General features: G+C 35.1%; 7 protein-coding genes. 6 read left to right on the top strand and 1 reads right to left on the bottom strand.

The window, feature by feature from the left end:
- The first annotated feature begins 4 nt into the window (after positions 1-4).
- The 6 genes from N4G44_RS17575 (at position 5) to argS (ending at position 13,236) form a co-directional block, all read left to right on the top strand.
- Positions 5-1,597 (top strand): SusD/RagB family nutrient-binding outer membrane lipoprotein, encoded by a 1,593-nt coding sequence (locus tag N4G44_RS17575; RefSeq protein ID WP_474928578.1) that lies wholly within the window; start codon positions 5-7, stop codon positions 1,595-1,597.
- Between the two features lie 419 nt (positions 1,598-2,016).
- Positions 2,017-5,046, top strand: a complete 3,030-nt coding sequence (locus N4G44_RS17570) for a SusC/RagA family TonB-linked outer membrane protein (RefSeq protein WP_474928577.1) — start codon at positions 2,017-2,019, stop codon at positions 5,044-5,046.
- Between the two features lie 5 nt (positions 5,047-5,051).
- Positions 5,052-6,497, top strand: a complete 1,446-nt coding sequence (locus N4G44_RS17565; protein ID WP_474928576.1) for a SusD/RagB family nutrient-binding outer membrane lipoprotein — start codon at positions 5,052-5,054, stop codon at positions 6,495-6,497.
- Between the two features lie 416 nt (positions 6,498-6,913).
- Positions 6,914-9,910, top strand: coding sequence for a SusC/RagA family TonB-linked outer membrane protein (locus N4G44_RS17560; protein WP_474928575.1), 2,997 nt, complete (start codon positions 6,914-6,916; stop codon positions 9,908-9,910).
- A gap of 12 nt (positions 9,911-9,922) precedes the next feature.
- Entirely contained in the window at positions 9,923-11,344 is a 1,422-nt protein-coding gene (locus tag N4G44_RS17555) for a SusD/RagB family nutrient-binding outer membrane lipoprotein (RefSeq protein WP_474928574.1), read from the top strand.
- 131 nt (positions 11,345-11,475) lie between these two features.
- Positions 11,476-13,236 carry an arginine--tRNA ligase gene (argS, locus tag N4G44_RS17550; protein ID WP_474928573.1) on the top strand — a complete coding sequence of 587 codons (1,761 nt, stop codon included), beginning with the start codon at positions 11,476-11,478 and terminating at the stop codon, positions 13,234-13,236.
- A 91-nt stretch (positions 13,237-13,327) separates the two neighbouring features.
- Here argS and N4G44_RS17545 read toward each other — a convergent pair whose 3' ends face one another.
- Complete coding sequence (locus tag N4G44_RS17545; protein WP_474928572.1) at positions 13,328-14,266, bottom strand: YihY/virulence factor BrkB family protein; 939 nt, start codon at positions 14,264-14,266, stop codon at positions 13,328-13,330.
- Position 14,267: the final 1 nt, after the last annotated feature.

Genomic DNA, 14,267 nt, shown 5'->3' with positions numbered 1-14,267 from the left:
AAAAATGAAAATATTAAAATTAAAATATCCTTTATTACTTGCAGCTCTTTTATCTTTAGGTTCTTGTAATAATTATTTAGATATCAATGATAGCCCTAATAATATTGGGGCAGAACAAATGACTCCTGTTGTTGTATTGCCAGGAGCAATTACAAATAACTACAGAGTTCAGGCTAGAAGATTGAACTTTATAACAGGAGTATTTATGAACAGTTATGCTGGAAATTCATATTCTTATGGGACGCCATTGGTTGATGAGTATACTCCTAATATTTCTGACTCTTTCTATAATGATATCTGGGATGATTTTTACAGAAATTCTGCAAATTTCCAAGCTATTATAGATTTTAAGGATGACAAAGCGGAATATGTTCAGTATAAGGCTATAGCTAAAGTAATGAAAGCTTATTATATGGGAATTATTACTGACTTATATGGTGATGCACCTTATTCGGAAGCTTTCAAATTCCAAAATAATACAACTCCAAAATATGATAAAGGAGAAGATATCTATAAAGCATCTATTGCTGATATTGAAAATGCAATTACTGCCTTTAATTCTGGTCAGGGATTAAATCCATCGTCTGCTGATGTTGTATTCCAAGGAGATGCAACCAAATGGGTTGCTTTTGCTAACACTTTAAAACTTAGATTCTTATTAAGAATGTCAAAAGTAACGGGTGATATGGCAACTTACAGAGATCAGAAATTGGCAACTCTTACAGGTGCACAATTTTTGACTGCTGATGCTACTGTAAATCCAGGATATTCGTCTAAAACGAATGCTCAACAAAATCCATATACTAATTATTTCTATATTACATCTGCATTAACAAGACCACAAAACTTTGGTATGATTACTGCGTCTGAAAATATAGCAATCGCTCTTAATGGTAACCCTACTAATGATACAAGACCTTTTTATCAAAAATATAATGGTATTGTTGATGGAAGAAGAGGTAGAATGTTCAGTCTTGTAAGTGGTAGAGTAGAAGGTGTTAGACAAGGTGCAACACCAGGACAACCGGGAGCTGAAGCAGGAAGAAGTGTTTCCAGAATACATTATGGTATTGTTATGGGGAATTTAACACCTACAACTAACCAGCAATTAGTTGATTACTCATCACAAAAATCTGGTGTTTTAATTTCACTTGCAGAAACAAAATTCCTTTTAGCTGAAGCTGCAATAAGATATCCTTCATTGTTTTCTAATGCTACAGCTAACTTTAATGCTGGTATAACGGCTTCATTTACTTATTTTGGAGCTTCCGCAACATCTGCAGCATATATTACTGCTATCCAAGCTGTTCCTGGATTAGGGATAGTTGCAGGTAGTACAGAAAATAAAATTGAAGCTATTATGACTCAAAAATGGATTGCACTTACAGGTGTTAACCCTGAGCAGTCTTATTTTGATTATAGTAGAACAGGTTATCCACAATCTCCATTACCAACTATTACTTCACGTGATAGCAGACCTAATAGATTGATGTATCCGGGATCTGAATATGCTACTAATACTAATAATGTACCTGCAATGTCAAGTGCTGATGCATTTACTAAGAATAAACTTACTCCTTTCTGGAATAGAAATTAATTAGCATTCAATTTAATATATTTTATTACCGCCTTCGGGCGGTTTTTTTTATATAATTAACTTAATAGATCTACTTTTTAACAAAGAAAAATAGTTATGCATAGCATTGTATAACGATTTTTTATTTCTCTATTTGTCATTATAGTGTGATTAATTAGTTTGATAATCAGCTTGTTACTGTAATATTTTATTAATATTTGCTATAGAAATTTTCGATTAAAAAAATTTGTGTTTTTATGAAAAATAGTAATGCTTAAATACTTTGTTTTTGTTAATAATATGTTTTTTAACAATATTTAATGATTTATTTTATTATAATTTTACAAATTAATGAAAATTTGATATTTTTTTAAGATTTTGTTTTGTGTTTTTAAGAAAGTTTTACAAATTTGTACAGGATACAAAAATTAATATTTGATATGAAGAAACTAACAACAAGTCTGCTTGTTTTGGTATTATCTTCATCTGTTGCCATTGCTAACGCTCAGCAGAAGAACGATACTGTAAAAACAAAAGAAATTGAGGGAGTAGTAGTAACTGCACTCGGAATTAAAAGAGAGAAGAGATCTCTTGGTTATGCTACCCAGGAAGTGAAGGGTGAGGCTGTTAACAAAAACCCTACAACCAACTTCTTAAATAACCTATCCGGTAAAGTAGCTGGCTTGGAAATTAAACAGAGTACAAACTTTGGAGGCTCTATCAACGTGGTTACGAGAGGGTATAAATCCTTGTTAGGAGATAACCAGGCACTCTTTGTAGTAGATGGAGTACCCATCATGAATAAAAATATCAATACGGCCAGTCAAGCAACTGGTGGTGGGGGTTATGACTATGGAAGTTCCGTATCTGATATTAACCCCAATGATATAGAGACGATCAACGTTCTTAAAGGGGCGGCGGCAACGGCATTATATGGATCCAGAGCTCAAAACGGAGCTATTATCATTACAACAAAAAGAGGAAAGAAAAACAAAGAAGGAATCGGGATGGAGTTTTCCACCTCTGTTACTATGTCTACGGTAGATAAATCTACATTCCCGGAATATCAGACACAATATGGTCAGGGGTATACAGGGAGGAGTTTTGCCAGTGCATTGTATCAGGGAAGCCCAAGGGTATCTTTCGGTAACGATGCTTCTTACGGTTCACCTTACGATGGTTCAATGGTATGGCAATACGGCGCATTTATTCCTGGTTCGCCAACTGAAGGACAAAGAACACCTTGGCAAATGGCGAAAAATGGACCGATTAAATTCTTTAATACAGGAACAAATTACGTAAACAGCTTGTCTTTCAATGGAGGTAATGATCAGGCAACTTATCGATTAAGTTATACAAATACTGATGCTTCTGATATAATGCCAAACAGTTCATTGACTAAAAATAACTTCAGTGGAAATGCATCTTATAAATTAACAGATAAGTTGACTGCTAATTTATATGCCAATTATATTACTCAGAAAACGGTTGGTAGAAATAGCACCGGTTATAATGATAATATAATGACGAACTTCAGACAATGGTGGGCTACCAATACTGATATTAAAGACTTGCAGTATCTCTATAATGCTTTTAAAAAGAATTATACATGGAATATGAGGAGTATGACAGATCTGACACCGGCGTTCTGGGATAACCCTTATTTTCAGCGATATGAAAACTATCAGAACGACTCAAGAGACAGATTTGCAGGGAACTTCAGTTTAAGTTATGATGTAACAAAAGATATTAACCTATTGGTAAGAATGGGAAGAGATGGTTACACAATGATTACTGAGGACAGAAAAGCTGTAGGATCATATACCGGAAATTCCTTTGGGCTAAACGGCGGAGTTAACCAGCCTTCTGGTTATGCTACAAGTCAATATAAGTTTTCCGAAACCAATTATGATTTCATAGGAACATACAAAAAGAATATTACAGATGACTTTAACATCAACGTACTATTAGGAGGTAACGTTAACGTACAAAAAACATATTCTAATCAGCAATCTACATCAGGTGGACTTTACATTCCTGGAATTTATACAATAGCAAATTCAAATTCTGCACCGGTTAGACCTCTGATTTCAGATTTATCAAAATATGTGTATGGTGTATTCGGTCAGTTGTCACTAGGGTATAAAAATACATATTACTTAGAAGGTACTTACAGAAGAGACCAGTCTACAGCTCTTCCTGAAAATGATGCGGTTTACTGGTATCCATCATTATCTGCCAGTGTTGTTTTCTCAAACCTGATAAAAGCAAACTGGCTGAATTTTGGTAAGATACGTGCAGCTTATGCGGAAGTTGGATCAGATACAGGGGCGGACCAGTTATTGAACAGATATTTCTCCCAGCCTTCTTATGGAGACATTCCAATCTATGCTTACAATACAACTCTTAGAAACTTTGAGCTTAAATCGCAGGGACTTAAAAACATAGAATTCGGTATTGAAACCAAAATGTTTAATAATCGTTTGGGTATTGATGTTGCTTGGTTCCAGAATAAAGCATTTGATCAGATATTACCGTTACCGGTTTCTTTTGCAAACGGAGCGCTGGCTAAGACCCAAAATGCAGGAGAGCTTACAACAAAAGGTTTTGAAGTATCCATTAATGCAACACCTATTAAAACGACTAATTTCTCTTGGGATTTAAGTTTAAACTGGTCTAATCCTTGGACAAAAGTTACAGCACTTGCCGAAGGTATTGAAAATATTACAATGGGTAGAGCCCAGGGTGGTGTTAGTATTAATGCACCTCTTAATGGAGATTATGGTTCAATATGGACATCAGATTATGTTTATGATTCAAACGGACAACGTATCGTTGGAGAAAACGGAGCATATTTAGTGACAGATACTCCAACATATAACCAAGGAAGTTTCCAGGCTGACTGGACGGCTGGTATGAATAATACATTGAGTTATAAAAACTTATCACTAAGCTTCTTAATTGATTGGAGAAAAGGAGGGAAAATATATTCATTAGATCAATTTTATGGATATGGAACGGGAATCTATCCGGATTCAGTAGGATTCAATGATTTAGGAAATCCTATCAGAAATACTTTAGCAACCGGTGGGGGAGTAATTCTTCCGGGAGTGATGGAAAACCCTAATAGCCCTGGAACTTATATTCCGAATACAATAAGATTGGATAAATCACAATCAAGCCAGGTACTTGGAACAGACCTTCCTGGAGCAGCTTATGTATATGATGCAAGTTTCATAAAATTAAGAGAGGTAGCAATAACTTATAGATTTAATAAAGAATTCTTTAATTCTAAATTTATACAAGGTATGTCGGTAAGTTTAATAGGAAATAACTTATGGATTATGCATAAAAATTTACCTTACTCTGATCCGGAAGCAGGACTTTCCTCTGGAAATATTCAAGGATACCAATCTGGACCAATGCCAGCTACTAGAAACATTTCATTTAATGTAAAAATTAATTTCTAAAGAACATGAAAAAATATATAATAACACCAATATTAGCTCTTTTGTTTATAGGATGTTCAACGACGGATGATGTCAACCTGGATGAACATGCATTTTATACTACAACTCAGGAGTCTTTACTTACTTACGCGCAAAAAGAGCTTAGTGATTATATGAACACGCCTAGTGTAAATGAAAACAACTTTAGGCTGACGATGCAGTACTGGACAGAAACTATTTACGTAAATGAAAGTAATTATGACTTTACGAATAGAACCGTATCTAATAATGTTTGGACTGACAATTATGTAAATGTATTGAAAAACCTGGATCAGGCGGAAAAAATTATTAATGCTTATACGCCGACTCCTTCAGAATTAACTACATGGCCTGGTAAAAAGAAAAACCAGTTGGCGATCATCGATATGATGAAAGTCTATACATATCAGATTCTAGTAGATACCTATGGTGATATACCATATACTCAGGCTTTGAATATAGATGTTTATCCTCTTCCAAAATATGATAAAGCTGCTGATATATATACTGATTTAATCACTAAACTTAAAAATGATATATCAAGTATTGATAACACTAAAGATGCTTTTAAAACTGGAGATATTTTTTATTATAATCCTGTTATTGGTAAAAGTGATCTTGATAAGTGGAGAAAATTTGGTAATTCATTATTGCTTAAGTTAGGAATTGCTTTAGCAGATGTTAATCCAACTTTGGCACAGAGTACCGTTAATCAGGCTATAACAGGAGGTGTGATGACTTCATCTGGTGATGATTGTAAGTTTACATACCTTGCAGCTTCTCCAAATGAAAATCCTATGTTCCAGGAAACAAGTTCAAGAGATGACTTCATCGCTGGAAAGACTTTAGTAGATTATATGAATGCAAGTAACGATCCAAGAATCAGTGCATACTATACAGATGTTGATGGAGATTATATTGGACAAGTTATTGGGACGCCTGGAGAATTTGCCGATTTTTCAAATGCTGGAGAATTTGCATATACAGAAACTACTCCGGGAATTATTCTAAGTTACACTGAAGTGTCTTTCTATCGTGCAGAAGCTGCTGCGAGATGGGGGATCGGAGGAAGTCCGGCTGCGTTATATGCTACTGCAATTACTTCATCTTTTAATGATTGGGGAGCTGGTGATGCAACTGCATATATTGCAGCACATCCATATAATGCTGCAAACTGGAAAAAATCTATTGGCGAGCAAGCATGGGTCGCGATGTATAACCAGGCTGTTACTTCTTGGAATTTCTTTAGAAGACTAGATTATCCTCAACTAGTAGCTCCTTCCACAGCAATTCCAAATGCAGAAGGAAAAGTTCCTGTAAGACTTCAATATCCTACTGCAGAAGCTACAACAAATGGTAGTAATTATGCTGCTGCAAGTGCTGCAATTGGAGGCGACAAACTGACAACAAAAATATTCTGGGACATTAATTAAAAAATATCCATTTTTATAAATAACCGCCTTTCGGGCGGTTATTTTTTTATGCATAAAGTTCATGATTAAGAAGTTTTTATGATAAAAATATGGTATGCTTGGCATTGTTTTGTTTTGTGAATTATTTATCATTAATCATTTTTTATGGCGGTAATTGTTTTGTAATGAGTTTATTAGTGCTATTTTTATAAATATTTCATATAGAAAATATCAATTAAAATTTAGTTGTATTTTCCTGAAAATAATAACCCTTTAAATGTTGTCTTTTTGTTAATTATATCTGTTTTAACTTAATTTAATGATTTATTTTCATTATTTTTTAAATTTATTGAATATTTGATACTTTTTTTGTGTTTTTGCTTTGTATATTTAATAAAGTTTTACAAATTTGTACAGTCTTAAAAAAATAATTTGATATGAAGAAACTGACAACAAGTCTGCTTGTTGTGGTATTGACTTCATCTTTTGCTATTGCTCAGGCACAAGAGAAGAATGATACCATTAAAGCAAAAGAAATTGAGGGGGTGGTAGTAACTGCACTTGGGATTAAGAGAGAAAAGAAATCTCTTGGTTACGCTTCCCAGGAAATTAAGGCAAGTGCTCTCTCTGATGGTACAACAAATACAGGGAATATTGCATCACAATTATCAGGAAAGGTAGCCGGTTTAAATGTTACAACAAATAATAACTTCGGGGGCTCATCAAACTTATTGATAAGAGGTATAAAAACTCTTGGTGGAGGAAATCCTTTAATTGTGATTGATGGATCCCCAGTAAACAACACATATACCCAAGAGAAAAATATTGATTATGGTAATGCTTTATCTGATATCAATCAGGAAGATATTGAATCTATCAACGTTTTAAAAGGTGCTGCGGCATCTGCTCTTTATGGAGAAAGGGGTTTAAATGGAGTGATTGTAATAACAACTAAGAATGGAAAAGGAAAAGATGACGGATCTTGGGGAGTTACACTTTCCTCTTCAATGCAGATTGGTTTTATTGATAAATCAACATTTCCTGAATATCAAACAAGCTATGGTGCCGGATATTCTCAAAAATTTGGAACACAGGCCGCTGATGGTTTAAATAACGCAAATTTCAATGCGGATGCATCTTGGGGACCAAAATTTGATCCTAATTTGATGGTTTACCAATGGGATTCTTTTGATCCGACTTCTCCTAACTACAAAAAAGCGACACCATGGGTAGCAGCTAAAAATGGGCCGATTAAATTTTTTGATAATCCGACTACATTCAGCAATAGTGTAACCTTGGAAAAAGGACAAAAAGGGAAGAATATTAGTTTTACCTATGAAAATATGATGTCAGATGGATTGATTCCTAACTCGCATCTCAACAAGAATAATTTCTCTTTGAAGATTAATTATGATTTAACTCCAAAATTGCATACCTCCTTTTATTCTACAATGACTTTACAGGATACTAAAGGACGTGGAATTACAGGTTATTCCAATAATATAGCAACAGGTTTCAGACAATGGTGGCAAACCAATGTAGACCTTAAAGCTCTGGAAAATTCATATTTTGCGAATGTTGATCCTGCTGTTGCCAGTGCATCGAACAATTATGGTAACGTTGTATGGAATAGAAAATCAGCAGCTAATGGAGCACCGGCATACTGGAATAACCCTTACTTTCAAGCTTACCAAAACTATACCTCAGATAATAGATTCAGAAGTTTTACTTATGCACAAGCAACTTATGATATCATAAATAATATTTCTGTTACTGGAAAAGTTTCTTATGACAGATCAAATCTTATGGCAGAAAGTAGATTGGCTGTAGGATCTCTGCCACAAGCCTTCGGACAATCAAACAATTCAGTTACTTCCGGATATGCAAGACGTGATGTATTGAGGACTGAAACGAATTATGATTTAATGGTGAATTATAAATTTGACATTACAGATGATATTAATGTATCTGGAGTAGTTGGAGGGAATATTCGTAGAAACTATTTCAATTCTGTTTATGCTTCTACAGAAGGAGGTTTGGTAATTGCAGGAATTTATGCATTATCAAATACTAAAAAAGCACCCTTAGCATCAGATGAGAATCAGTTCACCACACAAACAAACTCGGGATATGTTACTGCTTCATTTGATTTCTTTAAGAAATTCTATATAGATGGAACTTGGAGGGTAGACCAAAGCTCAACATTACCAGCGGGAAATAATGTATACAATTATCCTTCCGTAACGGCTTCAGTTATTATGTCTGAAATTTTAAATACCAAAAATTGGATGAATTTTTGGAAATTAAGAGCAAACTATGCGGAAGTTGGTGGAACTGCAGATCCTTATCAGCTGGCTAATAACTATAGATCAGCAGGGATTTTATCAGGTGTGGGAATATACAATTCAATTTTAAATCAGCCTAATCCGGATTTAAAACCACAAAGATCCAAGGAATTTGAGATAGGAACTGAAGCTCATTTCTTAAAAGACAGAATAACAGTTGATTTCGCTTATTATAAAACTAAGACGATAGATCAGATTATTCCTCTCCCGGTTTCTTCAGGTGTCGGATTTACCGGTAAAGTAATTAATGCGGGACGAATTGATAATACAGGTTATGAGGTACAGTTAGGATTAGTTCCTATAAAATCTAAAGATTTTACTTGGAATATTGATGTCAACTGGTCTAAAAATAAAAATGAAGTAGTTAGTCTGTATCCGGGTATCACCAATCTTTTATTAAACAGTTTTCAAGGAGGAGTTTCTTTAAATGCAAGAGTAGGGGAAGCTTGGGGAACATTGGTTGGAGCTGACTACACCTATTTAAACGGTGAGAAAGTAATTGATCCAAAAACCGGAAAATACTTGCAGAATCCTAATCAGATTATTGGTAATACTACCCCTGATTGGATTGGAGGGATAAGAAATAGTCTTAGTTATAAAGGATTCTCTTTAAGCTTCTTAATTGATATGCGTAAAGGAGGTGATATATTCTCAACGGATATGTATTATGGATTATCTTCAGGTTTATACAAAGAAACAGCTATAGGAGATTACAGAGATAAAAACGTTATACTTCCAGGAGTCCTTCCAAATGGAACACCTAACAATATTGAACTATCTCAGTTTGATAATGGAAGTTCTATGGGATATAAAACTCAGCCGTCGCGTGAATTTGTTTATGATGGTTCCTTTATTAAGCTAAGAGAGGCAAGTATTGGTTATATGCTTCCTAAATCATTATTGGCCGGAACCAAAATTTATGACGCTAAAATTTCGATTGTAGGTAGAAATTTATGGATTATTCATAAAAATTTACCATATGCAGATCCTGAAGCTGTTGTTGGAGGAGGACTAAATTCTTATGGATGGTCTATCGGTTCAATGCCTACGACAAGAGATATTGGAGTCAATGTAACATTTAAATTCTAAATTACTTTAAAAATGAAAAATATTATAAAAATAAGTTTGATATCTGCATGTATTGGGATCGGGTTAAGCTCATGTCAAAGCGATTTAACATCTCTTAATGATGATCCTAAACATCCTTCCATCCTTCCATCCGAAAATTTATTGGCAACGGCTATGTATCAGTCGTCATATTATATGGATAATCCAAGTGTAAATTTTAATAACTACAGATTCTTTACACAACAATGGGCGGAAACTCAATATCCGGATGAAACTCAATATAATCTCGTAACCCGTAACCAGCCTCGTAACCATTTTAACAGAATGTACGTTTACAGTATCAATAACCTGAAACAGGCAAAAATGAATCTGGTTAATGAAGTAGAGACGGATGATATACGTACCAACAAGTTGGCAACCTTAGAAATTGAAGAAATTTTTATTTGGGAAAATATTGTGGATACTTATGGTGATGTTCCCTATTCTGAGGCTTTCAAACCTGATGAGATTTTAACTCCAAAATATGATGATGCCAAAACTATTTATCTTGATTTAATTAAGAGAATCGATGCTGTTACTGCTACTATAAAGCCGGCTGCTACTGGTTATAGTGATTTAGTTTATGGAGGGAATATGACGAAATGGAAAAAATTTGCTAACTCTATTAAATTAAGATTAGGAATCAATTTAGCAGATGTTGATCCTGCATTATCGAAAACTACTGTTGAGTCAGCAATCGCTGCAGGAGTGATCTCTTCTGATTCTGAAGCCTATAAATTTAGTTATGATGGGAACACCTTTTCAAGCCCTGTTTACGACAATTTAGTTGCTTCCGGTAGAAATGACTTTATTCCAAGTCAGTTAACTATCAATACCATGAGTAGTTTATCAGATCCAAGAATGGACGTATGGTTTACAAAAGTTGGAGGAGTTTATAAAGGTGGGGTTTTCGGAGAATTAAATGATCCTTATACTAATTTCTCTCAATTAAGCTCTTACTTTAGAGGTGCCACTACAGCATCAAACTTGCTAAGTTATGCAGAGGTAGCCTTCTTAAAAGCTGAAGCTGCTGCAAGAGGATATTCAGCAGGGGGGACGGCAGCAGACCTTTATGCTATCGCCGTTAAAGAATCTATGAGGGAGAATGGTGTAAACAGTACTATTGCAGATACGTATGTGCTTGCAAACCCTTATAATCCAGTAAACTGGAAACAGTCTATAGGAGTACAAGCTTGGATTGCAATGTTTAACAAAGGATTTGCAAGCTGGAATTTCACAAGACGTTTGGATAGCCCAACACTTGTTAATCCTCCTAAATCTAATTTGTCATCTGTACCTTACAGAATGCCATATTCTGATCAGGAGTATGTGTTAAACGGAGCTAATGTAAGTGCTGCTGCTAGTAAAATTGGTGGTGACAAGGCAACTACAAAATTATTCTGGGATAAATTTTAATATCCAATATATTTTAACATTCATATCAAAAGCCGCCTTCGGGCGGTTTTTTTATTTCCGTATATTTGTATTTCAAAATTTGAGATGAGACAGGCTATTCTATGTGGTCTGTAAAAAGTAATAGTATACACATGAATATTAAAGATAGTATAGAAAAGAAACTTTCAGAGGTTATTTTAAATGTATATCAGTTAAAAGACATCAATCTGGAGATTCAGGAAAATAAAACCGAATTTGAAGGTGATTTTACCATTGTAACATTTCCATTGGTAAAGCAGCTGAAGAAAAATCCGGAAAGTATTGGCGTTGAACTGGGAGAAGCTTTGACGGAGCAGTCGGACTTGTTCGAAAGCTTTAACGTAGTAAAAGGGTTCCTTAATGTTAAAGTACAGAACCAGCTGTTTGTGGACAATTTCAAATCCGTGAGCAATGATTTTGATGCCATCGAAAAGAAAAATTCTACGGTGATGGTGGAGTATTCTTCTCCAAATACCAACAAACCGCTTCACTTGGGACACGTAAGAAACAACCTGTTAGGATTTTCTGTGGCTCAGATTTTAAAAGAGGCCGGATATGATGTGATCAAAACGCAGATCATCAATGACAGAGGAATTCATATCTGTAAGTCTATGCTTGCCTGGGAGAAATTCGGTCATGGAGAAACTCCGGAAACAACCAATACGAAAGGAGATAAATTCGTAGGAAACTACTATGTAGAGTTCGATAAAAACTACAAAAAAGAAATCTCTGAGCTTGTAGGACAAGGAATAGAAGAAGAACAGGCTAAAAAAGATGCTCCGATCATCAAAGAAGCTCAAAAAATGCTTTTAGATTGGGAAAACGAAGATCAGAATGTGAGAGATCTTTGGAACGAAATGAACTCATGGGTTTATAAAGGTTTCAATGAAACTTATAAAAGACTTGGAGTAGATTTTGATCAGGTACAGTACGAAAGCAATACTTACATTTTAGGAAAAGATCTGATTCAGGAAGGTTTAGACAAGGGGATTCTTTATCAGAAAGAAGATGGTTCTGTTTGGTGCGACCTTACCGACGAAGGCCTGGATCAAAAACTTCTGCTTCGTTCAGACGGTACTTCTGTTTACATGACTCAGGATCTGGGAACAGCTGTAGAGCGTTTTAAAGACAACAATATTCAAAAGCTGATCTACACGGTTGGAAATGAACAGGATTATCACTTCCAGGTTTTATTTAAAATCATGAAAAAGCTTGGATATTCATGGGCAGATCAATTATTCCACCTTTCTTATGGAATGGTTGAACTTCCGGAAGGAAAAATGAAATCCCGAGAAGGAACCGTGGTGGATGCAGACGACCTGATGGCAGAAATGCACGAAACGGCAAAATTAAAAGCTATCGAACAAGGAAAACTTGAAGGCCTTTCCGAAGAAGTAAAAGTAGCTTCTTACGAAATCATTGGAATGGGGGCACTGAAATACTTCATGCTGAAAGTAGATCCTAAGAAAAAAATGTTGTTCAATCCGGCAGAAAGTATTGAATTTAATGGAAATACAGGTCCGTTCATCCAATATACTTATGCACGTACTCAATCTTTACTGGCAAAAGCAGATTATCAGTATAAAGAAGTTTCAAACGTTGCTTTAAACCAGTATGAAAAAGAACTGATCATGCTTTTGGCTAACTACAAAACAGTTGTAGAAAGAGCAGCAGAAGCATTGAGCCCGGCCTTGGTTGCCAATTATGTTTATGATCTGGCTAAATCTTATAATTCATTCTACCAAAGTAATATCATTCTCAAACTGGAAGATGAAAATTTAAAACAATTCCGTTTAAACCTTTCAGATCTTACAGCAAAAACAGTTAAAAAATCATTAGCACTCCTCGGTATCGGAACCGTAGACAGAATGTAAAAAATATAAAGCCTCCTGAAATTTGGGAGGCTATTTTTTTATAATAATATGCGGAATCCAAACCCGAATCCCACACTTCGGACCACGTCTCTCAACTTTCTTTCACTACATTCTCACCATCTTTTCTACTGTCTCTGTACAGCTTCGCCGCACTCCATTTCGCATGTTTGGAAAGAACCACTTTATAGCCTTTTTTGTAATTATAAACCTTGGTAAACTCAGCGCCAAAAAAGATGAGCATACAGGAATAATTAATCCACATCATTATTAAAATAACAGTTCCCGCAGCTCCGAAAGTAGAAGTAGGTTTAAAATTACCGAAATATAGGCTCAGTAGAAATTTACCCAGCGTAAATAAAATGGTAGTCAATAAAGCTCCTTTCCATACAGGTTTCCAACTGATCCTGATATCAGGGAGCACCTTGAACATCAGGGCAAATAAAAGCATTACCAGACCAAAACCTATGGCAAAATTCACAAATTCTACCAGCATATAAGTTTCAAGCCCGAAATAATTCGTAATCCAGTTGTTGAACAAACTGATCATCGAAGATAAAATCATGGTGATCATCAGTAAAAATCCAAGAATAAGAATCATTCCCAATGAATTGGCTCTGTCCAAAAGGAATTTTACAAATGCTTTTTTAGGCGCTGCTTCCACATCCCAAAGGGTATTGAGAGTATGCTGCAGCTGAAAAAATAAAGTAGTGGAACCAAAGACCAAAGACCCGATTCCCACTATTTTCATGAAAATATTCTGCTTGTCAATGAGCGCTCCTGCAATCATCCCTTCAATACTTTTTGCAACATCTTTTCCCATTAATCCGCTGATCTGATTGCTGATCTCACCTCGGATGGCTTCTTCACCAAAGAAATTTCCGGCAATCCAGATAATAATGATCAATAATCCGGGGATAGAAAAAATCGCATAATAGGCAAGGCTTGCCGAATCTTTTGATGCGGAAGAATTGTTCCATTCGGCGAAGGTATCTTTAAGTACCTCCCAGAAAAATTTGATATTATTGATCATA

It is taken from the genome of Chryseobacterium sp. GTID13 (assembly GCF_056172655.1).
This window is presented reverse-complemented; position numbering and strand designations above follow the sequence as displayed.

What these genes read in the sequence shown, in the direction of transcription:
- N4G44_RS17575 (WP_474928578.1), top strand. Translation starts at nt 5, where the DNA reads ATGAAAATATTAAAATTAAAATATCCTTTATTACTTGCAGCTCTTTTA.
- N4G44_RS17570 (WP_474928577.1), top strand. Translation starts at nt 2,017, where the DNA reads ATGAAGAAACTAACAACAAGTCTGCTTGTTTTGGTATTATCTTCATCT.
- N4G44_RS17565 (WP_474928576.1), top strand. Translation starts at nt 5,052, where the DNA reads ATGAAAAAATATATAATAACACCAATATTAGCTCTTTTGTTTATAGGA.
- N4G44_RS17560 (WP_474928575.1), top strand. Translation starts at nt 6,914, where the DNA reads ATGAAGAAACTGACAACAAGTCTGCTTGTTGTGGTATTGACTTCATCT.
- N4G44_RS17555 (WP_474928574.1), top strand. Translation starts at nt 9,923, where the DNA reads ATGAAAAATATTATAAAAATAAGTTTGATATCTGCATGTATTGGGATC.
- argS (WP_474928573.1), top strand. Translation starts at nt 11,476, where the DNA reads ATGAATATTAAAGATAGTATAGAAAAGAAACTTTCAGAGGTTATTTTA.
- N4G44_RS17545 (WP_474928572.1), bottom strand. Translation starts at nt 14,266, where the DNA reads ATGATCAATAATATCAAATTTTTCTGGGAGGTACTTAAAGATACCTTC.